The organism is Streptococcus suis, from assembly GCF_002960625.1.
GTDB lineage: Bacteria > Bacillota > Bacilli > Lactobacillales > Streptococcaceae > Streptococcus > Streptococcus suis_T.
Genome location: NZ_POJH01000029.1, coordinates 61069 through 80840, shown reverse-complemented (window position 1 = coordinate 80840; position 19772 = coordinate 61069). Strand labels below are relative to the sequence as shown.

The following is a 19772-nucleotide window of genomic DNA, read 5'->3' as shown; positions in this document are numbered from 1 at the left end:
TATGTATTTGATTGCGATATTCATTGCCGTTTTATTGGATTGGCTACTGGGAGATCCCTATAGTTGGCCACATCCAGTCAAGCTGATCGGTCATTTCATCAGCCTATTCTTGAAAGGCCAGCCTAATAATCCAAAAGGGAAATATGTCTACGGGCTTTTATTATGGTTGGTTACAGTTGGACTGACAGTGGGAGTCACCTATTTCTTGTTGGCCCTATCTGCACGTTTTTCACCTATTCTTTATTGGGGAATGTGGATCTATCTAGCCTATACCACCTTATCGACAAGGTGTTTGGCTTTTGAGGCCTTGAAGGTCTTGAATACGTTAAAGATGGGGACTATTGAAGAGGCTAGATATCAGGTTAGTATGATTGTTGGACGAGATACTAGCCAGTTGACAGCAGAGGAAATTTCTAAGGCTACTATTGAAACAGTGGCGGAAAATACAAGCGATGGCGTGATTGGTCCCTTACTATGCTTGTTCATCGGTGGACCAGTCCTAGCTATGGCCTACAAGGCTGTTAATACCTTGGATTCTATGGTTGGTTACAAGACGGAAAAATACAGGCAGATTGGCTTTATTTCTGCCAAGTTGGACGATGTAGCAAACTTGATACCTGCTCGACTGACTTGGCTCTGCTTGATGATTGCTAGTCATATTTTACAATTAGATAGCAAAGAAGCCTGTCGCATTGGTATTAGAGATCGTTACCAACATGCCAGTCCTAATAGTGCCTTTTCAGAAGCAGTGGTTGCAGGTGCCTTAGGTATTCAGCTTGGTGGTGCCCATATTTACCATGGCGAATGGGTTGAAAAACCGACCATTGGTGAAGCTGTTCGTCCCGTAGCATTTTCGGATATTGAAACGACTGTTCACTTACTTTATATGAGTACAATAGTTTCTCTGATGTTATTTAGTGTGATTTATTTATTATTGACTAATTTTTAGGAGCCGTACATGACTTACATTCAAAATCCATCCTCTATTGAGGAAACAAGTTTTAAAATTATCCAGTCCATTATTGATGAGGAGCATCCAGATTATCGTTTTCAAACAGAGATGGAAGAGTCTATTATCAAGCGGGCTATCCATACTTCAGGTGACTTTGATTATCTTTATAATTTGCGTTTTACCCATGACGCTAATCAGAAAATTGTAGAGGTTTTAAAAAATAAAGGGACCTTGGTACTGGATTCCAGCATTTCTCTCAATGGTATCAATAAGCGTGTCTTGGATCAAATGAGTGTAACCTATACTTGTCTGATAAACGATGAAGCTGTTGCTCAACTAGCTAAGGAAAAAGGGATTACACGGGCTATGGCTGCTGTGGAAGTGGCAGCTAAGATTCCAGGTCCCAAAGTCTTTGCTTTTGGCGGTGCTCCTACAGCCCTATCTTATTTGTTGGAATTGGTTGAGGCAGGGCAAGTAGATGTTGAGGCAATCATTGGTGTACCAGTGGGCTTTATCAATGTTGAAGAATCCAAGTCAGACTTGCTGGCTTCGCCCATTCCTGCCATTGCAACGATTGGTAGAAAGGGTGGCAGTACCATTGTCGTTGCTATTATAAACGCGATTATCTATCAGTTGAAAGAAGTTTTGACTGGGGATTATGTTCGTTATTCAACACCAACAAATAAGTAGGAGAACTTTATGGCCTATATAACAGATGCACATCAGATTGAGGCGGCTAGCTATCAAAAAATTCAGGAAATCATCACTGAGCAACACTCTGGGTTTGTGTTCACAGATCCCTACCAGGAGGCAGTTTTAAAGCGAGTTGTTTTTACCAGTGCAGACTTTGATTACCTCTACAATATACAGTTTTCTAATTATGCTATTGAGGAAATTGTAAAGGTCTTGAAAAATAAGGGGACCATCTTCACAGATACGACTATGGTGTTGGGAGGTTTCAATAAAAAATTGCTGGATCAACTTGGTGTTGCCTACCGTTGCTTAGTGAATGAGCCAGAAATTTTCAAAGAGGCCAAGGAGAAGGGAATTACCCGTTCAATGGCGGCTGTGGAACATGCAGCCAAGGTCGATGGTCCCAAGCTCTTTGTTTTCGGAAATGCTCCAACCTCTATTTTCAAGGTTTTGGAAATGGTTGAAGCAGGTCTACTAGAACCTGTTCCAGTCATCGGGGTTCCAGTTGGTTTTGTTGGGGCAGCAGAATCAAAATTACAGCTCCATGAGAGCCAGTTACCAGCCATATCTGCGCTTGGTCGAAAGGGTGGCAGTACGATTGCAGCAGCTATCGTGAATGCTATACTCTATCAGTTGAAAGCTGAGGATAAGGAAGGGCAACTTTTCTCACCTTCAAGAAAAGGCTATTGTCAAGGTAAATAAGATGGATGAATATGTTTATGTTGATGGAAAAAAGCTAAAAAGAGGCTTTACGACAGGAACCTGTGCGACAGCGGCGACCGTTGCAGCTGTAAACATGATTTTACAACAGGAAATTGAGGAGAAGGTGACGGTAAAAACGGCTTCAGGCGTTCAAGTTACTATGGACGTTCACACACCTTCCTTTGGTGAACAAACAGCTACGGCAGCTATTCAAAAAGATGGAGGCGATGATGCCGATGCGACCCATGGATTATTGATTTTTTCAACGGTTACCTTATTACCCCATCAGACGGAAATTGAAATTGATGGAGGTGAGGGAGTTGGTCGGGTGACGGAGGTTGGTCTGGCCAATGCGGTCGGTATGGCAGCTATAAACCCAACCCCTCGAAGGATGATTGAAGAACATGTTCGTGACTTGATTGGTCCAGATTGTGGAGCAAAAGTCTTGATATTTGTTCCTGGAGGCGAGGAAGTTGCTAAGGCAACCTATAACTCACGTCTGGGTATTTTGGGCGGTATTTCTATTTTAGGTACTACGGGGATTGTCAATCCCATGTCTGAAGATAGCTGGAAGGCAGCCATTACAGTCGAGTTGTCCATGCTTTATAATAAAGGCTATCGTTCCGTTGTCCTATCGCCTGGCAAATATGGCGAAGCCTTTGGAATGGATGGTCTAGGCCTGCCCAAAGAGCAGATTGTCAATATGAGTAATTTTGTGGGGCACGTTCTAAAAGAAGTTCAGAGAATTGGATTTACAAAGGTACTGATGGTTGGGCATATGGGCAAGTTAGTCAAGGTTGCATCGGGAACCATGTCCACTCATAGTAAGGATTCTGATGGACGCATTGATACCTTAATAGCTAATTTAGCCCTCATGGGTGCCCCTCTGGAAATGTTACAGAAGGTCAATGCTTGTTTGACAACAGATGCAGCAGCAACCATTATCAAAGAATATGGATATGAAGGGATTTATCAGATTTTAGCAGACAAGATTAAGGCTAAGACAGAGCGGTTGCTCAAGTACCGTCAACCTACGGTGACCATTGATGTTGTCTTATTTGGAACAGAGGATGGCTACCTAGCTTCAACCAAAAGCTTAGCGGAAATCCAGGAGGAGTGGTCATGATAGATGTGATTGGCATTGGTCCAGGAAATCCAGCCTACTGTCTGGTTGGTCAACTGGATCGTTGTGAGCAGGCAGACTATATCTTGGGAAGCGAGCGTCATTTAGAAGTCCTTCCTGATAGGCTCAAGGAGAAAGGGGTTATAGCTCCTAAAAAATTGAAAGACCTAGAAGCCTTATTGGCAACATATCCCCTAGAAGCTTCTATAGTTTACTTAGTTTCAGGAGATCCCTTGATCTACGGATTGGGCAAGTGGATGTCTGAGAAGTTTCCAGGTAGAGTTAGCATTTTATCGGGGATTAGCTCCATGCAATATTTGGCCAGCAAGGTTTGTTTGCCTATGAATGATGCTTATTTAACTAGTAGTCATGCTAAGCTTCCAAACTTTGATTTGATCATGAGTTTGCCCAAGGTCTTCATGGTGACAGATGCCCAGGTTGGTCCCTATCAAATTGCGCAGGAGGTCCTCAAAAGGGGACTTAAACGGAAAATCATTATCGGTGAACATCTGAGCTACGAAGATGAGGAAATCAGTATTCTAGCAGCAGAAGATGTGGTTGATCGTGACTATAAAATGAATGTGGTGGTAATTGTAGATGAAGGATAGTGAATTTATTCGGACCAAGGTCCCTATGACAAAATCAGAGATTCGCGCCATTAGCATTGATAAACTAGATTTGACACATGCTAGACGGATGCTGGATGTGGGGTCTGGGACTGGTAGTGTTACGATTCAAGCGGCTTGTAGCTATCCTCAGTTAGAGGTAGTAGCTGTGGAGCAGAATCCTGATGCTTTAGCCCTAACCAGACAAAATATAGAGAAATTTCAGTGCCAAAACATCACTCTTTATGAAGGGAAGGCACCGATTGAACTGCAAGGTCCCTTCGATGCTATTTTTGTCGGTGGGACTGGTGGAAACATGCAGGAAATTTTTGACTGGTGTCAGAAACTTCTCCTTCCTGGAGGCAGGCTGGTCTTGAATTTTATACTTTTGGAAAATGCCTTAGAGGCAGCCCAGATTGCTGAAACCATGAATTGGGAAGACCTAGAACTCACCTCAGTACAAGTTGGCAACTGGACAAGTTTAGGAAAAGGTCATTACTTCAAACCACAGAATCCAACAATCGTGGTTTCTTGTCAAAAAGCTAAAAAGGAGTAGAGAGAATGTCGAAAGTACATTTTGTTGGTGCAGGTCCTGGTGATGTGGAACTGATTACCTTGAAGGGTTATAAGCAGTTATCCCAGGCGGATGTTGTGATTTATGCAGGTTCCTTGGTCAATTCAGCCCTATTGGATTACTGCAAGGAAGGTGCAGAAATTTATGACAGTGCAGGAATGCATTTGTTGGAAATTATTGATGTCATGGAAGCAGGTGTCAAGGCGGGCAAGGAGGTTGTTCGTTTACAGACAGGTGATTTCTCCATCTACGGCTCTATCCGTGAACAGATTGAGGAGATGAAGAAGCGAGGAATTACATTTGATTGTACTCCAGGTGTCAGCTCCTTCTTAGGAGCGGCTTCTAGTATTGGAACAGAATACACAGTGCCTGAAGTTTCCCAAAGTGTCATCATTACCCGCATGGCTGGCCGTACGCCTGTTCCAGAACGCGAGTCCTTACGAAGCTATGCCCAACACCGTACTTCAATGGCTATTTTCCTATCTATTCAAGGCATTGAAAAAGTGGTGGAAGAATTGGTTCAAGGTGGCTATCCGACCACTACACCTGTTGCGGTCATCTATAAGGCAACTTGGCCAGAGGAGAAAAAGGTTTTCGGCACACTTGAATCCATTGCAGAGAAGGTCAAAGAAGCGGATATCAGTAAGACAGCTCTGATTCTGGTTGGTGATTTTCTAGGACAGGAATTTTATTATTCAAAACTCTACCATGAAGAATTTGAACACGAGTATCGCCATGGGAAAAGTAGCCATGCCCAGTAAGGTTGCCCTTGTCGCCCTGACAGAAACTGGCAAAGAAACGGCTCTAAGGTTGAAAAGCAAGTGGGCACGACCCTGTCATATCTATAGCCTGCCTAAATTGGCAGATAACCAGGTGACAGCTTTTGATAAGCGTCCTACTCAGGCAATAGCAGAGCTCTTTCAACAAGTGGACGTTCTGGTCTGCATTATGGCGACGGGAATTGTTGTCCGTGCCATTGCTCCTGTTGTTGAGGACAAGGCAGCAGACCCAGCAGTCATTGTTCTAGATGAAAAGGCGACAAATGTTATTAGTCTCTTAAGTGGTCATTTGGGTGGAGCAAATGAAGTGACTAGGGAAATCGCTACTCTTTTGGAAGCCAATCCAGTCATTACAACGGCAACGGATGTCCAAAATGTTGTTGCCTTGGACACTCTTGCCAAATCCGTCAATGGATGGCGGTCTGACCTGCGTCCCTTGGTCAAGGTTTTCAATGGTTTGTTGGCCAATCGTGAAAAGGTCTATTTTTACCAAGAAAAACCTTGGATAGATGATGTGCGAGGCTTAAGCCTTCTTGAAGCCAATCAAGTGGATGAAGTCCTAGCTGGAGATGTCCCCCTTATCCTCTTACAGACAAAGGAAATGACCAGCAAGCGCGAACATCTTGCGGTCATTTATCCCAAGCCCTATGTACTTGGAGTTGGGGCACGAAAAAATGTTTCTTCTGAGATTTTTCATCAAAATTTTCAACTATTTTGTCAGGAAGAAGGAATTGAGCAAACCGAAATTGCGAGGATTGTCAGTATTGATGTCAAGAAGGATGAACAGGCAATTTTGAACTTGGCAGAAAGCCTATCTTGTCCCTTTGATGTGTATAGCAAGGAGGACTTAGAGAAGGTTGCTGACAAGTATCCTTGTTCGGATTTTGTGAAAAAAACAGTTGGAGTAGGAAGTGTGGCACTTGCTAGTGCAGATCTTGCCAGCAAGGGCCAGGTTCTAACAAATCGATTTGCAAAAGATGGGTGTACCTTTGCTTTAGGTAAAGTCCCTATAAACTAATAGATATAAAGGAGAATGCTATGCTCTATGTGATTGGATTAGGTCCTGGGAAAGAGGAACTAATGTCTGGAGAAGCCCTCAAGGCTATCGAGGATTGTGAGATTATTGTTGGTTATTCGACCTATATGCGTTTGATTCTGCATTTGGTAGAAGGTAAGGAATTAGTGGCGACAGGTATGCGGAAAGAAATTGAACGCTGCCAAAAAGCGATTGATTTGGCTTTGGAAACAGGTAAGAATGTCGGTGTTGTATCCAGTGGTGATGCAGGCGTTTACGGCATGGCTGGCTTGATTTTAGAGCTGATTGGTGATGATTCTGATTTAGAAGTTAAGGTAATTCCAGGCATTACAGCTAGCTTGGGTGCTGCAGCAATTATGGGGGCTCCCTTGATGAATGACTTTTGTCATATCAGTCTGAGTGACTTAATGACTCCTATGCCTGTTATTGAAAAACGACTCCACGCAGCTGCACAGGGTGATTTTGTGATTTGTCTCTACAATCCACGTAGCAAGGGTCGGCCGGACCATCTGTCCAAAGCCCTTTCAATCATTGCGGAGTATAAATCACCAGATACCATTGTCGGCATCGGTAAGGATATTGGTCGAAAGAAAGAGGAGTATATCTTAACAACCATTAAAGACTTGGATGAGTCCTTGGTCGATATGACAACTATTGTTATCGTTGGAAATAAAGAAACCTATATCAAAAATGGTCGCATGGTCACTCCTAGAGGATACACTCTATGATGAAATTACTCTTGGGAGGAACCTCAGATAGCACAGAGATTTTGGCTCTGCTAAATGATCTAGATATCGAGGTAACAACATCGGTGGTGACAGATTATGGGAAACATCTGGCATCTAAATTCGGTCAACCAGTCATTCAGGGGCGTTTGACGGCAGAGGATATGGTCAGTTTTGTCCAAGAACACCAAGTGGATGAAATCATCGATGCCACTCACCCATTTGCTGATTTGGTTTCCAAGGAGGCTATGAGAGCAGCAGAGCTTGCTGGGATTTCTTACCTGCGGTATGAGCGGAAGGAAACGGGGGATTTGACGGGAGCCCTAGTGGTAAACTCTACAGAAGAAGCTATTTCTCTGATAAAAGAAAAAGGCTACTCTACTGTTTATTTGGGAACAGGAAGTAAGACCTTGCCCCTCTTTGTTAAGGGCTTACCTAATGTACGAATTGTGGCCCGTGTTCTTCCAACTTCTGAGGTTTTGCTGGCTTGCGAACGCTTGGGCATGGTCGCTGATCAGATTGATGCCATTAAGGCACCCTTTTCCAAGGAGTGCAACAAGGAATTGATTTTACGGTCCAAGGCTCAAGCCTTTGTCTCCAAAGAAAGTGGCAGTGTTGGTGGTATTCGTGAGAAAATCACAGGCTGTCAAGAATTGGGTGTCGATTGCATTATTATCGGCAGGCCTAAGGTGGACTATCCTAAGAAGGTGTCGTCCATAGAAGAATTAAAAGACTACATAGAAATAGTTCAAAACGAATGCCAAATAGTTTAACAATGAAAGGAGTTAGAATGACAGGATTTGTAAGTTTGTTGGGGGCGGGACCTGGTGACGTTGAACTGATAACGGTCAAGGGTGCTAGAAGATTGCGTGAAGCAGATGTTTTGGTTTATGACCGTCTAGTTAATCAGGACTTGTTTTCCTATCTATCAGACAAGTGTCAGCTGATTGATGTTGGAAAAAAACCAGGCATGCCTTGCATTCGCCAGGAAGAAATCGAGCGAATTCTCATTGAGAAAGCTAAGGAAAACAAACGTGTTGTCCGACTGAAAAGTGGAGATCCCTATATCTTCGGACGAGGTGGTGAGGAAGCACAAGCCTTGGTAGAGGCTGGAATTCCTTTTGAGATTGTTCCAGGAGTCACATCCGCTATTGCAGGAGCCACTTATGCAGGCATCCCAATGACTTTTAGGGATAAGGCGACCAGCTTCCATGTCTTTACAGGTCACCTGCAGGATGAAATGGAAAATCTGAATTGGGCAGCTATTAGTCAGCTCAAAGGTACCCTAGTCTTCTTAATGGGGATGAAAAATCTGTCGCTTATTACACAAGAACTTGTCAACAATGGTTTTTCCAAGGATACCCCTGTTGCTATTGTAGAATGGGCAACCCATCCAAGCCAACGTTCTATTGACGGTACCTTAGCTACCATTGAAGAATTAGCCCTGCAAGAGAATATGAAAGCTCCTTCTATCATCCTAGTAGGTGATGTGGTTTCGTTCAGGAAAGAATTAAATTTCTATGAACATCTTCCCTTGCATGGCAAGCGAATCTTTTTACAAGATTCTGCGACTGGGAAGTTACCAATCTACTTAAAAGATGATGGAGCGACCTTGGTTAAATTTCCAAGTCGTACACGGGTTAACAAGCTGGCCTTTGAACTACCAGATTGGTCACAAGTGGATGGAATGGTATTTTCTGATAGGCAGAGTTGGGAGCTGTTCTTAGCTCGATTGCGAGAAGAAGGGATTGATTTACGAAGTCTATCCCATGTTCAATTTGCAGCCATTGGTCACCATACTGCTAAGACACTGGAAGAAGCAGGGATTTTATTGGTAGCAAAAGGGACAGAAAGTAAGGATCTGGTCATTAAGGATTTACTAGAAAAGACTGAGGACTCTTGGTATTTAGTGGCTCCAGAACACAAGCTGGCAGATTTAAGAAGCTTATATGACTTCCCTGTGCTGGTCACCCATAGTCTTGCATTTGATAAAGAATTAAGTCCTCAAGATTGGACGAATCTTGATTGTGTTTGCTTGCCAAATTCAGTTGCTGCGGCTAATTTTGTGACTCTCGTGGAGGAAACAGGGCTAGACCTTCAGGAACTGCCAATTATCGTTATGGGAGAAACAACACGTGATAAGCTGGTGGAAGCAGGCTATTCAAATATTATTGAAACGGACCAACCAACTATTCTAGCTGTTCGGGATAAATGCCGTGATATTTTAATAAAGGAGACTCTATGACAAAAGCTATATTATTGGTGAGTTTTGGAACAACTCATCCAGAAACCAGACAAAAAACGATTGGTGCCTGTGAATTGGCCATTAAAGACGCTTTTCCCCAGTATGCTGTTTATCAAGCCTTTACTTCCACAGTTGTTTTAAAACGCATAAAGGAAAATGAGGGACTGGACATTCCAACTGTTAAACAAGCTCTGGAACAAATGAAGGATGAGGGTATTCGAGAAGTTTACATTCAACCATTACACATTATTGCTGGATCTGAATTTGAAAAAATCTTGAATCAATCAAAAGAATTCCAATCCTATTTTGACATCATAAAAGTTGGTCAGCCCTTGCTCCACAGTGAAGACGACTATCAGCAAGTCAAGCAAGTACTGATTGACCAATATGGTCATTTTGGTGAACAGGCAGCTACTGTTTTAATGGGACATGGAAGCCAACATAATGCTTTTGTAGCCTATGCGGCTTTGGATCATATGTTGGCAGGGAGCTCAGTCCATATTGGTTGTGTAGAAAGCTATCCACCTGTTGAGCAGATTGAGGAGAAATTAAAATCTAAGGGAATCAAAGAAGTGCATTTAGCACCATTCATGCTTGTGGCGGGAGAACATGCAACCAATGATATGGTGTCAGACGATGAAGATTCGTGGAATACCTACTTTAGCCAACGCGGCTATGAAGTGATACCTCACTTAATTGGTTTAGGAGAATATGCAGCTATTCGGGATAGATATATTCAACACCTTAGTAAAATTATTGAATAGGAGTAGCTTATGGCGAGATTTTATGGAATCGGTATTGGACCTGGTGACAGCGAGTTAGTGACAGTAAAAGCCAGTCGTATCCTAGGAGAGCTTGATATTCTTTATACTCCCGAAGCCAAGAAAGGCACCAAAAGTTTAGCACTAGAAATTGCTAGTCCCTATGTTAGCGAAGACTTGACCATCAAGCAACGGCATTTTCCAATGGTGCGGGATAAGTCGCATAAAGAAAGTCAGTGGCTAGAAATCGCTGAGGAAATTGTTGCAGATGTTCGAGCAGGTAAGAATGTAGGCTTTATCACTCTCGGTGATCCCATGGTTTTCAGTACCTATAGTTATCTATTAGATATTATCGGAAACCGTATCGAAACCAAGACCATACCTGGAATAACATCTTATAACAGTATCGCTGCAGAAGCAGGCTTGCCCTTGGTCATGGATGAGGAATCCTTTGCAGTTGTTCCAGCGACTGCAGGTGTTCAACGCTTAGAGGCTGTATTAGCAACACATGAAACGGTTGTTATCATGAAGGTGGCCAATCATCTTGCTGAAGTGCTTCCCTTGTTAAAACAGTTTGATCTGCTTGAAAAAACGATTCTTGTTAGTCGTTCTAGTACAGAACAACAAGAGATTCGTCGTGGCATTGCCAATCTTTCTCAGGATGAAACATTATCCTATTTCTCAACTATGTTAGTTAAAAAACATTAAAAAATTAAAGGAGAATAACATGAAAAAGTTATTGAATCTTATAGCACTTGTTGCTTTGCTGACCCTAGTTACAGCTACGCCAGTAGCAGCCATGCACATTATGGAAGGTTATTTACCTCCTGCTCATGCCTTGCTCTGGTTTGCTATCTTCGCTCCATTCTTCCTATATGGATTGTACCAACTAAAAAAATCGGTTCAGAGCAATCCTGAAAGCAAGGTTGGCTTGGCTTTGTCAGGTGCCTTTGTCTTTATTCTGTCAGCCCTGAAAATTCCATCTGTAACAGGTTCAACATCTCATCCAACAGGTGTCGGCTTTGGTACAGCTATGTTTGGTCCAAGTGTCATGGTAGTTTTAGGAACAATCTGTTTGCTTTTCCAAGCTCTTTTCTTGGCTCACGGTGGTTTGACAACTCTGGGAGCAAATGGATTTTCAATGGCAGTCGTAGGCCCATTTGTCGGTTACTTTGTCTATAAATTAGCTCTGTCTATGAAAGTCAATAAGCGCGTGGCTATTTTCCTCTGTGCCTTTGTAGCTGACTTGGCAACGTATTTAACTACTTCGCTACAATTATCATTGGCCTTTCCAGATGCACAAGCAGGTGTCGTTGGTGCTGCAATGAAATTTATGGGTGTCTTCATGGTTACACAGATTCCAATCGCTATCATTGAAGGTCTTTTGTCAGTAGTATTGTATAACTTGGTTGTAGCCAATGCTAAAAAAGAAGAAGTAGGGGTATTCTAAGATGAAAAAGCAAAATATTTTCTTGTTATTGACCTGTGTCTTAATTGCTGTCGGTGCCTTTTTCCTAGCACCTAAAGATGCTGAATTTGGTGGTTCGGATGGGGGAGCTGAAGTAGCCATTACAGAGGTTAATCCAGACTATGAACCATGGTTTGCTTCGATTTACGAACCAGCTAGTGGCGAAATTGAGAGTCTTCTCTTCACGCTTCAAGGTAGCATTGGTGTTGGTATTATTACCTATGTATTGGGTTATCATAAGGGAAAGAAATATGTTAATCATTGATCAATACGCCTACCAGAACAGACTGGTCGGGCTATCTCCCAAAGTAAAATTAGGGATTTACCTATTGTTGCTAGGAATTTCTTTTACAGGAATTCCTAGCCTACAATGGGCTATTATAGTGGCCGTATTTCCGGTGACTTGTTATGTAGCAAGGTTACATTGGAAAACCTATGCAAAATGGCTATTGTTAACCCTGCCTTTCGTTCTTATCAGTTTAGTAACCATGGCCGTGAGTTTTCAAGCATCTCCTTCGCAGGATGTCCTTCTCGCCTTGCCTTTGTGGAAGGGCTATGCAGTCATCAGCCAGGCCAGTCTAGTTCAAACCCTTGAGGTGTTTGTGAGAAGTTATGCTTGTTTGATGTCTACCTACTTTTTTGTTCTTACTGTACCATTTAGACAGTTGATTGACTTGCTAAGAAGTTTTCGTATTCCAAACGAATTATTGGAAGTTATTGTCTTTATGTATCGTTTTATCTTCATGTTTTTGGAAGAATTTCTCGTCATGCGGGATACACTTGATTTGAAATTTGGTTTTGGAACAATGAAACAGAGTTATCAAACCATGGGCTTATTAGCTAGTCAATTATTTACTAGATTGATGAGAGCAAATCGACAGATCAATGATATGTTAGAATTTCGCTTTGATCGTTAGGAGGTCATCATGCTGAGTGTGGAGAATATCAGTTATACCTATAATTTCGATTTTGGTAAGGTCCTAGAAGATGTGAGTATGGACTTTGACAAGGGGCAAATCGTCGGTGTCTTAGGAGCCAATGGTTCTGGTAAATCTACCTTGATGAAGGTCATCATGGGACTTTATCAGCCCCAAAATGGGAGGGTATTTTACCAAGAGAAACCGCTCGTTTATTCTAAAAAAGCATTATATGCCTATCGCCAAGAGGTCGGAATTGTTTTTCAAGACCCTGAACAACAATTGTTTTATTCAGTCGTGGAAGATGATGTGGCTCTTGCCCTTCGAAATCTTTCCTATCCTGAGCAAGAAATCAAGGAGCGGGTGGATAAGGCTTTAAAGGATATGCATATTGAACATCTGCGAAATCGGCCTGTTCACTATCTGAGCTATGGGCAGAAGAAAAAGGTTGCGATTGCAGGTGTCTTAGCCTTACAACCCAAGTACTTGTTGCTGGATGAGCCGACTGCAGGACTGGATCCGCGTGGTCGAGATCACATGATGATTTTGATGAAAAAGTTGGCCAAGCAAGGTACGAAGATAATCTTGACCAGTCACGATATGGATTTGATGTATGACTGTTGTGACTACGTTTATCTACTTGATAAGGGAAGATTGGTCTTGGAAGGAGATGTGGGCAGTGTCTTTTTAGAGAAGGAGACACTAGAGAAGGCGCGCCTATCTTTACCTTGGCTAGTTAAACTACATCTAGCAATGGGCCTTCCATTGGCAGAAAATGAACAGGTATTTTTTGAAAGGATTGGAAAAGACTATGGCAAAATCGTTGATGGTTCAAGGAACTGCATCTGATGCTGGTAAGAGTATTATCGTAGCGGGATTGTGTCGTATTTTTAAGCAGGATGGCCTGCGGGTTGTGCCCTTCAAATCACAGAATATGGCCCTGAATTCCTACATTACTAAAACAGGTCAGGAAATGGGACGGGCTCAGGTCTTTCAAGCAGAGGCTGCTCAGGTTGAACCAGATGTTCGCATGAATCCTGTTCTCCTCAAACCAACTTCTGACCGAAAATCCCAGGTTGTTTTCATGGGTCAGGTTTTGACCGATATGGATGCTGTTGAATATCACGAATTTAAGCAGGAACTGCTTCCTAAGATTAAGGATGTTTATGAGGAACTGAGTTCTGAAAATGATGTCATCCTTCTTGAAGGGGCAGGAAGTCCTGCTGAAATCAATTTGAACGACAGGGATATTGTCAATATGGGCATGGCGAGACTGGTGGATGCACCTGTTATCCTGGTTGCAGATATTGACAAGGGCGGTGTCTTTGCCTCGATTTATGGGACAATCATGCTCATGCCAGAGGAGGACCGCCAGCGGATCAAGGGAGTGATTATCAATAAATTCCGAGGGGATGTTGCCCTTCTTCAGTCAGGAATTGATATGATAGAAGAGTTGACAAAGGTTCCTGTCTTGGGTGTTGTCCCTTACGCTCAGCTCCATATTGACAGTGAGGATAGCGTGGCCCTTGTTCAGAAAAGTAGGAAATTCAATCTAGAAAAAGACCTGGATGTAGCGATTATCAACCTGAACAGGATGTCCAATTTTACAGATTTTAATAGTCTGGAAATGCATCCAGATGTATCTGTCCGCTATGTTGGATCCGCTGATGAGCTTGGCAGTCCAGATCTCTTGATTTTACCAGGAAGCAAGAATACCATTGAAGATATGGTCTATTTGGCAGAGTCAGGCTTGGATAAAGAGATCCATCGTTGTTTCCAAGAAGGAAGTGCTATTTTTGGCATCTGTGGTGGCTATCAGTTGCTGGGGCAAGAGCTCTCCGATCCTCTAGGGGTGGAATCGAGCATTGAGGATATGGCGGGGCTAGGTCTTCTGGAAACGACCACTATTTTCCGAGCCAACAAATGTACCACTCAAGTTCAGGCTAAGCAGGGAGATTACAGCTTAGAAGGTTATGAAATTCACATGGGGGAAACCCAGTTGGCTGACGGTGTTCAACCATTTTCAACTATTGTCTTGCAAAATGGAGAAGCGACGGACCGCCAGGACGGAGCCATTGGACATGGAGGTCAGGTTCAAGGAACCTATCTACATGGCATTTTCGACAATGTGGCCTGGACTCGTGACTACCTCAATCAACTGAGGATCAAAAAAGGTTTGCCTGCTCTCGACCAACAAGTAGAAACCATTCAGACCATGAAAGATAGAGAATACGATAAATTAGCAACTATTTTGAGAGAGTCGCTAGATATGACAGCTATCTATGACATCTTAGCTTGACCGTTAGGAAGGGAAAATGTATGCGAATTTATACAGGATATGGAGATAGAGGGAAAACCCGTCTTTATGGTGGTGACCGAGTTTCCAAGACCCATGAGCGCGTGGAAGCCTACGGGACTATGGATGAACTGTGTTCCCTGCTTGGAAGAATTGTTGCGGAGATGAGAGAATACGTAGAACTGGACGACCTTCGACTAGAGTGTGAGCAAATCCAGCAGCAGCTTTTTGATTGTGGCAGCGACCTAGCTACACCAAGGGAATTGCGGCCCTACAAGCAGGAAGAAGCTACAGTGAATTGGCTGGAAGAACGTATGGATGCCTATATGAACCAGCCACCGCAGTTGGAAAAGTTCATCATACCAGGTGGGCATTTGATTGCCAGTTCTTTTCATATGGCAAGAACGCTCACTCGACGATTGGAACGTCGGATGGTAGCCTTAATGGAGATAGAAGAAAAAGTAAATCCAGTCGGTCTTGTCTATATTAACCGTTTATCAGACTACTTTTTTGTCCTAGCTCGCCTGGTTAATTTTAGACTAGGGGTTGCTGATACGGTCTATGAACGCAGCTCTAAGATTTTTCGAAGTCGAAAAAAGGAGGCATGATTATGTACCCTGTTATGATCAACATAAAGGGAAAAAAGGTAGTTGTGATAGGAGGGGGAAAGGTTGCTTCCCGAAAAATTAAGGGCTTGCTAGATCAAGGAGCCTTGGTGACTGTCATCAGTCCAGACCTGCATTCAAGCATTGATGCGACGCAGGTGACCTGGCTTGCTAGACCCTATCAAAAAGGTGATTTAGAGGGGGCAAGATTAGCCTTTGCCTGTACCGACCAAGCCAGTGTCAATCTGCAGGTAATGGCGGATGCTGGACCTAGTCAGCTGGTCAACAATACTGGTGACAAGAACCACTCTGATTTTTATAATGTAGCAATGGCCAAGGGAAAAAATTTTTCTGTCATGATTTCAACAAATGGTGCTTCAGCTGCCTATTCAAAAGCTATACGCCAGAAAATTGAAGCACTATTAGAAGACTTAGAATGAAAAAGGTTAGTATGTTATGGACCTATTATATGTTGGATTGACCCATCAAAATACGCCATTTAGTTTGCTGGAGAGGGCACATTTTTCCGACGAGGAAGTGGACCAGGCCTTAGAGGCACTGAACCAAGAGAAAAGTATTTTTGAAACGGTCATTGTATCGACTTGTAATCGAACCGAGCTGTATCTAGTGGTGGACCAGCTCCATACAGGACGCTATTACGCTAAACGCTTTTTACAGAACTGGTTCCAGCTAGAAGCGGAGGAAGTGGAACCTTGTCTAATCTTCAAAGAAGCCAATCAGGTCTTAGAACACCTGCTCAGAGTGTCCATTGGCCTGGAATCGAAGATTTTAGGGGAAACTCAAATTCTAGGTCAGTTGAAACGGGCCTTTGCCCGAGCTCAGACAGTAGGAACGACTGGTGTCATCTTAAATCAAGTCTTTAAGCAGGTCATGACCTTTGCCAAACGAATGCATGAAGAGTACCGCATCAATGCTCGGCCTATTTCCATAGGATTAACAGCAGTGCAACTGTTGGAACAGACTGATTTTGACTATTCTAGAAAAAGGGTAGCGGTTATCGGCCTGGGTGAAATCGGCCAACTTGTAACCAAGTATTTGCTGAAAAAGCCTTTTGAACAAGTCCGTTTGGTCAATCGAACAGTTTCCAAGGCCCAGCATTTTCTGCAGGACCAACGTGTCCAGGCTTTTGGCTGGGATCAGCTTGAAGCGGCAGTTGCGGATGCGGATGTCATTTTCTCAGCTGTAAAAGTAGGAGGCTACATTCTCTTTCCGCCTATGTTGAAAGAAAGTGTCATTGCCTTTGATCTTTGCCTGCCTAGGACCATTCACCCAAGTGAGCAGATGACCCTTTACACCATTGAGAATCTCAGCAATCAACTAGAAGTCTATCATGAAGAACGGAGAGAGATTGCTGAACAGATTGTTTTGGAAATAGAAGGAGAGTTGGTCAAATACCAAGCCTGGCAAGCTCAGTTGGGAATTGTGCCTCTCATCCGTGAACTGAGGGAGAAAGCCTTGCAAATTCATGCCACATCCCTAGAAAGTATCAATCGGAAGATACCTAATTTGACCGAGAGGGAACAGAAACAAATTTCTAAACACATGAAAGGAATTGTCAATCAGTTGATTCGAGAGCCCATTTTACAACTCAAGGAAATGTCTGTTGGAGAAAGGTCTGACTACGACATTGCCTTGGTCTGTAAACTTTTTGGCTTACAAGCAGATAGACTAGGAGAAGACCATGACAGTAATTAGAGTTGGAACCCGCCAGAGCCAGCTAGCACTGACTCAGACCAATATGGTTGTAGATGCCCTTAAGGCCTTGCATCCTGATGTTGCGTTTGAACTGGTTCCTTATAAAACGACAGGGGACAAGCTAGTTCATGTCAGCCTCCAAAAAATTGGTGGAAAAGGCGTTTTTGTCAAGGATATTGAAAAGGCACTGGTGGAAAAAGAGATTGATATAGCAGTCCATAGCTTGAAAGATGTTCCAGGGCTACTAGCTGAGGGATGTGTCATTGGAGCCTGTCCGGAGCGTGAGGATGTGCGTGACTGTTTGATTTTCAGGGAAGCAGGTATGACCTTGGCTAGCTTGCCAGCTGGATCAGTAGTGGGGACTAGTAGTCTTCGCCGTCAAGTTCAGCTTGAGGCTGTTCGGCCTGACTTGGTCTACAAGTCCCTGCGTGGAAATATCGACAGCCGTATCCAAAAGGTCCGTGACGGCCAGTACGATGCTATTGTCTTAGCAGTTGCGGGGATCAATCGGCTTGGCTGGACCAGCCAGGCTGACTTGGACATCGAATATTTGGATGAATCCATTTGTCTTCCTGCCGTTGCCCAGGCAGCTCTGGGAATCGAATGTCGGGCGGATGACCAGCAAGTTTTGGACATCTTATCCAGTATAAACCATCCTGAAACCGCAGTCTGCGCCGGCATTGAGCGGGAATTTTTACGTGGAATGGGGGCTGACTGCACCTTCCCAATCGCTGCCTTGGCCAAACAAGTTGGAGCCGACTATCAGTTAGAGGTCATGCTAGCAGATAGCGAGAAGAACTGCCACCGCATCAGCCTATCTGGTCATGACGGCTTCCAGTTGGCCAAGGAGGCCGTGGAGAAATTAAATCAGCTAGGGGTTGAGCCAGCAAGATGACAGCAACGATTGTAGTAACAAGAGATGGGACCATAGATTTGGACCTGCGAGCAGCTTTGGAGAATGCAGGCTTTCAGTTAGCAACTGTTCCCCTAATAGCTTTTCAGGCCCATCCTCTGCCTCAACAAGTTAAACAGGAGTTGGAAAAGGCTGATTGGCTGTTCTGCACCAGTGCAACAGCCTTTGAGTGCTTCCTGCCCCATCTTCCATCTTCTATACAGATTGCCAGTATTGGTGAGCAGACCAGTCGTTCCATAAGGGAAGCAGGACGGTCAGTGACTTTTGAGTCGACTAGCCAGTATGGAAAAGATTTTGTAGCGGAGTGGATAGCACTTGGCTTAGAAAGGCAAAAGATTTTGCTCCCCCAGAGTCACTTGGCTAATCCACTCATAGCAGAAGGTTTGAGGCAGGAGGGGCATTCTGTACTAGCTTGGGAGATGTATGACACGGTTGCCCATCAGGCAGGTCAGGCTCAGCTTGCTCCCTATTTGGAATTGGATAGGGTCCTTTGGACCTTTGCCAGTCCATCTGCCTGGCACAGTTTTACAGAGGTAGTCAAAAAGTTCCCTGCCAGCCATAAAATAGCAGTCATTGGAAAAACAACAGCCCAAGCGGTGATGGAATCTGGTTATGAGGTAGACCTCATGCCAGACAAGCCTTCTATCACAGCCATGCTAGAAACCATCATGGATAAGGAGAAACGATATGGTATTTTTTAGACACAGACGTCTGAGAAGGACAGAAGGGATTCGTGATTTAGTCAGGGAGACCCAGCTACTGACCACAGACTTGATTTATCCTATCTTTGTGAAAGAAGGTCTTGATGACAAGCAGGAAGTAGCTTCCATGCCAGGAGTTTATCAATTCCCCTTGCATCATTTAGTCGATGAAGTAGCAGAAGTTGAAAAATTAGGGTTAAAGAGTATCATACTTTTTGGCATTCCCAAGGAAAAAGATGAGATTGGCAGCCAAGCCTCTTGTGAAACAGGCATTGTTCAGGAAGCGATTGGCCTGATTAAGAAGCACTTCCCTCAGCTTGTCGTGATCGCAGATACCTGCTTGTGTGAATTTACCAGTCATGGACATTGTGGGGTGTTAAAAGGTCAGGAGGTGGACAATGATGCTTCCTTGACCCGCTTGGTAGAAGTTGCCCTGAGTCAAGCCAGGGCTGGTGCGGATATCATTGCCCCATCCAATGCCATGGACGGCTATGTCGAAGCTATCCGTCAGGGACTGGATCAGGCTGGTTTTGAAGACATTCCCATCATGTCTTATGCCATTAAGTTTGCCTCTAGCTTTTATGGACCGTTTCGTGACGCTGGCGAAAGTGCTCCAAGGTTTGGCAATCGGAAGACCTACCAAATGGATCCTGCTAATCGCTTAGAAGCCTTGAGAGAAGCCCTGAGCGATGAAAAAGAAGGGGCCGACTTCCTCATGGTTAAGCCAGGTCTAGCCTTCTTGGACATTCTACGAGAATTAAGGCAGCAAACTAAGCTTCCCTTAGTTGCCTACAATGTCAGTGGAGAATATGCCATGGTTAAGGCTGCAGCTCAAAATGGATGGATTGATGAGGAGGCAGTTGTTCTTGAAACCTTGACAGGCTTTAAACGTGCGGGTGCAGACTTGATCATCACCTACTTTGCAAAAGATGTAGCCCGCTATTTGAAAGAGGAAGGATAA

At 43.7% G+C, this 19772-nt stretch carries 24 protein-coding genes; all 24 read left to right on the top strand.

Annotated elements, in window-relative coordinates; all coding sequences use genetic code 11:
- Position 1 precedes the first annotated feature (1 nt).
- The 24 genes from cbiB to hemB are packed head-to-tail and all read left to right on the top strand — an operon-like array spanning position 2 to position 19772.
- Complete coding sequence (cbiB, locus tag C1G49_RS05605; RefSeq protein ID WP_105124929.1) at positions 2-949, top strand: adenosylcobinamide-phosphate synthase CbiB; 948 nt, start codon at positions 2-4, stop codon at positions 947-949.
- A 9-nt stretch (positions 950-958) separates the two neighbouring features.
- Positions 959-1642 carry a cobalt-precorrin-8 methylmutase gene (locus C1G49_RS05600; RefSeq protein ID WP_105124928.1) on the top strand — a complete coding sequence of 228 codons (684 nt, stop codon included), beginning with the start codon at positions 959-961 and terminating at the stop codon, positions 1640-1642.
- A gap of 9 nt (positions 1643-1651) precedes the next feature.
- On the top strand, positions 1652-2347 hold the full coding sequence (locus C1G49_RS05595; protein ID WP_105124927.1) for a cobalt-precorrin-8 methylmutase: 696 nt from the start codon (positions 1652-1654) through the stop codon (positions 2345-2347).
- Position 2348: 1 nt separating this feature from the next.
- A complete protein-coding gene (gene cbiD, locus C1G49_RS05590) occupies positions 2349-3473 on the top strand; it encodes a cobalt-precorrin-5B (C(1))-methyltransferase CbiD (RefSeq protein WP_105124926.1) in 1125 nt (374 codons plus the stop codon).
- Positions 3464-4078 (top strand): cobalt-precorrin-7 (C(5))-methyltransferase, encoded by a 615-nt coding sequence (locus tag C1G49_RS05585; protein ID WP_161942091.1) that lies wholly within the window; start codon positions 3464-3466, stop codon positions 4076-4078. The genes cbiD and C1G49_RS05585 overlap by 10 nt, the downstream gene beginning before the upstream one ends.
- A complete protein-coding gene (locus C1G49_RS05580) occupies positions 4068-4631 on the top strand; it encodes a decarboxylating cobalt-precorrin-6B (C(15))-methyltransferase (RefSeq protein WP_105124924.1) in 564 nt (187 codons plus the stop codon). Before C1G49_RS05585 ends, C1G49_RS05580 begins: the two co-directional genes overlap by 11 nt.
- Before the next feature lie 5 nt (positions 4632-4636).
- A complete protein-coding gene (locus C1G49_RS05575) occupies positions 4637-5410 on the top strand; it encodes a cobalt-precorrin-4 methyltransferase (protein WP_105124923.1) in 774 nt (257 codons plus the stop codon).
- Positions 5385-6446, top strand: coding sequence for a cobalt-precorrin 5A hydrolase (locus C1G49_RS05570; protein ID WP_419579750.1), 1062 nt, complete (start codon positions 5385-5387; stop codon positions 6444-6446). Before C1G49_RS05575 ends, C1G49_RS05570 begins: the two co-directional genes overlap by 26 nt.
- A 20-nt stretch (positions 6447-6466) precedes the next feature.
- Complete coding sequence (cobJ, locus tag C1G49_RS05565) at positions 6467-7192, top strand: precorrin-3B C(17)-methyltransferase (RefSeq protein ID WP_105106638.1); 726 nt, start codon at positions 6467-6469, stop codon at positions 7190-7192.
- Positions 7189-7962: a precorrin-6A reductase gene (cobK, locus tag C1G49_RS05560; RefSeq protein ID WP_105124922.1), complete on the top strand. Its 774-nt coding sequence runs from the start codon at positions 7189-7191 to the stop codon at positions 7960-7962. The genes cobJ and cobK overlap by 4 nt, the downstream gene beginning before the upstream one ends.
- A 17-nt stretch (positions 7963-7979) precedes the next feature.
- A complete protein-coding gene (gene cobA / locus C1G49_RS05555; protein WP_105124921.1) occupies positions 7980-9434 on the top strand; it encodes a uroporphyrinogen-III C-methyltransferase in 1455 nt (484 codons plus the stop codon).
- Positions 9431-10198: a sirohydrochlorin cobaltochelatase gene (locus C1G49_RS05550; protein WP_105124920.1), complete on the top strand. Its 768-nt coding sequence runs from the start codon at positions 9431-9433 to the stop codon at positions 10196-10198. The genes cobA and C1G49_RS05550 overlap by 4 nt, the downstream gene beginning before the upstream one ends.
- A gap of 9 nt (positions 10199-10207) precedes the next feature.
- Complete coding sequence (locus tag C1G49_RS05545; RefSeq protein ID WP_105124919.1) at positions 10208-10903, top strand: cobalt-factor II C(20)-methyltransferase; 696 nt, start codon at positions 10208-10210, stop codon at positions 10901-10903.
- Positions 10904-10922: 19 nt separating this feature from the next.
- Positions 10923-11645, top strand: coding sequence for an energy-coupling factor ABC transporter permease (locus tag C1G49_RS05540; RefSeq protein ID WP_105124918.1), 723 nt, complete (start codon positions 10923-10925; stop codon positions 11643-11645).
- A gap of 1 nt (position 11646) precedes the next feature.
- Entirely contained in the window at positions 11647-11928 is a 282-nt protein-coding gene (locus tag C1G49_RS05535; protein ID WP_105116866.1) for an energy-coupling factor ABC transporter substrate-binding protein, read from the top strand.
- Positions 11915-12580, top strand: coding sequence for a cobalt ECF transporter T component CbiQ (gene cbiQ, locus C1G49_RS05530; protein WP_105116865.1), 666 nt, complete (start codon positions 11915-11917; stop codon positions 12578-12580). The genes C1G49_RS05535 and cbiQ overlap by 14 nt, the downstream gene beginning before the upstream one ends.
- 9 nt (positions 12581-12589) lie before the next feature.
- Positions 12590-13429, top strand: a complete 840-nt coding sequence (locus C1G49_RS05525) for an energy-coupling factor ABC transporter ATP-binding protein (protein WP_105124917.1) — start codon at positions 12590-12592, stop codon at positions 13427-13429.
- On the top strand, positions 13392-14879 hold the full coding sequence (locus C1G49_RS05520) for a cobyric acid synthase (RefSeq protein ID WP_105124916.1): 1488 nt from the start codon (positions 13392-13394) through the stop codon (positions 14877-14879). The genes C1G49_RS05525 and C1G49_RS05520 overlap by 38 nt, the downstream gene beginning before the upstream one ends.
- Positions 14880-14899: 20 nt before the next feature.
- Positions 14900-15484 carry a cob(I)yrinic acid a,c-diamide adenosyltransferase gene (locus C1G49_RS05515; RefSeq protein ID WP_105124915.1) on the top strand — a complete coding sequence of 195 codons (585 nt, stop codon included), beginning with the start codon at positions 14900-14902 and terminating at the stop codon, positions 15482-15484.
- A 2-nt stretch (positions 15485-15486) separates the two neighbouring features.
- Complete coding sequence (locus tag C1G49_RS05510; RefSeq protein ID WP_105124914.1) at positions 15487-15921, top strand: precorrin-2 dehydrogenase/sirohydrochlorin ferrochelatase family protein; 435 nt, start codon at positions 15487-15489, stop codon at positions 15919-15921.
- 16 nt (positions 15922-15937) lie between these two features.
- Positions 15938-17197, top strand: a complete 1260-nt coding sequence (gene hemA / locus C1G49_RS05505; protein ID WP_105124913.1) for a glutamyl-tRNA reductase — start codon at positions 15938-15940, stop codon at positions 17195-17197.
- Positions 17184-18092: a hydroxymethylbilane synthase gene (gene hemC / locus C1G49_RS05500; protein WP_105124912.1), complete on the top strand. Its 909-nt coding sequence runs from the start codon at positions 17184-17186 to the stop codon at positions 18090-18092. Before hemA ends, hemC begins: the two co-directional genes overlap by 14 nt.
- Entirely contained in the window at positions 18089-18811 is a 723-nt protein-coding gene (locus C1G49_RS05495) for a uroporphyrinogen-III synthase (RefSeq protein WP_105124911.1), read from the top strand. Before hemC ends, C1G49_RS05495 begins: the two co-directional genes overlap by 4 nt.
- The gene (gene hemB / locus C1G49_RS05490; RefSeq protein ID WP_105124910.1) at positions 18798-19772 is read left to right on the top strand and encodes a porphobilinogen synthase; all 975 of its coding nucleotides are present in this window, start codon (positions 18798-18800) and stop codon (positions 19770-19772) included. The genes C1G49_RS05495 and hemB overlap by 14 nt, the downstream gene beginning before the upstream one ends.

What these genes read in the sequence shown, in the direction of transcription:
- cbiB (WP_105124929.1), top strand. Translation starts at nt 2, where the DNA reads ATGTATTTGATTGCGATATTCATTGCCGTTTTATTGGATTGGCTACTG.
- C1G49_RS05600 (WP_105124928.1), top strand. Translation starts at nt 959, where the DNA reads ATGACTTACATTCAAAATCCATCCTCTATTGAGGAAACAAGTTTTAAA.
- C1G49_RS05595 (WP_105124927.1), top strand. Translation starts at nt 1,652, where the DNA reads ATGGCCTATATAACAGATGCACATCAGATTGAGGCGGCTAGCTATCAA.
- cbiD (WP_105124926.1), top strand. Translation starts at nt 2,349, where the DNA reads ATGGATGAATATGTTTATGTTGATGGAAAAAAGCTAAAAAGAGGCTTT.
- C1G49_RS05580 (WP_105124924.1), top strand. Translation starts at nt 4,068, where the DNA reads ATGAAGGATAGTGAATTTATTCGGACCAAGGTCCCTATGACAAAATCA.
- C1G49_RS05575 (WP_105124923.1), top strand. Translation starts at nt 4,637, where the DNA reads ATGTCGAAAGTACATTTTGTTGGTGCAGGTCCTGGTGATGTGGAACTG.
- C1G49_RS05570 (WP_419579750.1), top strand. Translation starts at nt 5,385, where the DNA reads ATGGGAAAAGTAGCCATGCCCAGTAAGGTTGCCCTTGTCGCCCTGACA.
- cobJ (WP_105106638.1), top strand. Translation starts at nt 6,467, where the DNA reads ATGCTCTATGTGATTGGATTAGGTCCTGGGAAAGAGGAACTAATGTCT.
- cobK (WP_105124922.1), top strand. Translation starts at nt 7,189, where the DNA reads ATGATGAAATTACTCTTGGGAGGAACCTCAGATAGCACAGAGATTTTG.
- cobA (WP_105124921.1), top strand. Translation starts at nt 7,980, where the DNA reads ATGACAGGATTTGTAAGTTTGTTGGGGGCGGGACCTGGTGACGTTGAA.
- C1G49_RS05550 (WP_105124920.1), top strand. Translation starts at nt 9,431, where the DNA reads ATGACAAAAGCTATATTATTGGTGAGTTTTGGAACAACTCATCCAGAA.
- C1G49_RS05545 (WP_105124919.1), top strand. Translation starts at nt 10,208, where the DNA reads ATGGCGAGATTTTATGGAATCGGTATTGGACCTGGTGACAGCGAGTTA.
- C1G49_RS05540 (WP_105124918.1), top strand. Translation starts at nt 10,923, where the DNA reads ATGAAAAAGTTATTGAATCTTATAGCACTTGTTGCTTTGCTGACCCTA.
- C1G49_RS05535 (WP_105116866.1), top strand. Translation starts at nt 11,647, where the DNA reads ATGAAAAAGCAAAATATTTTCTTGTTATTGACCTGTGTCTTAATTGCT.
- cbiQ (WP_105116865.1), top strand. Translation starts at nt 11,915, where the DNA reads ATGTTAATCATTGATCAATACGCCTACCAGAACAGACTGGTCGGGCTA.
- C1G49_RS05525 (WP_105124917.1), top strand. Translation starts at nt 12,590, where the DNA reads ATGCTGAGTGTGGAGAATATCAGTTATACCTATAATTTCGATTTTGGT.
- C1G49_RS05520 (WP_105124916.1), top strand. Translation starts at nt 13,392, where the DNA reads ATGGCAAAATCGTTGATGGTTCAAGGAACTGCATCTGATGCTGGTAAG.
- C1G49_RS05515 (WP_105124915.1), top strand. Translation starts at nt 14,900, where the DNA reads ATGCGAATTTATACAGGATATGGAGATAGAGGGAAAACCCGTCTTTAT.
- C1G49_RS05510 (WP_105124914.1), top strand. Translation starts at nt 15,487, where the DNA reads ATGTACCCTGTTATGATCAACATAAAGGGAAAAAAGGTAGTTGTGATA.
- hemA (WP_105124913.1), top strand. Translation starts at nt 15,938, where the DNA reads ATGGACCTATTATATGTTGGATTGACCCATCAAAATACGCCATTTAGT.
- hemC (WP_105124912.1), top strand. Translation starts at nt 17,184, where the DNA reads ATGACAGTAATTAGAGTTGGAACCCGCCAGAGCCAGCTAGCACTGACT.
- C1G49_RS05495 (WP_105124911.1), top strand. Translation starts at nt 18,089, where the DNA reads ATGACAGCAACGATTGTAGTAACAAGAGATGGGACCATAGATTTGGAC.
- hemB (WP_105124910.1), top strand. Translation starts at nt 18,798, where the DNA reads ATGGTATTTTTTAGACACAGACGTCTGAGAAGGACAGAAGGGATTCGT.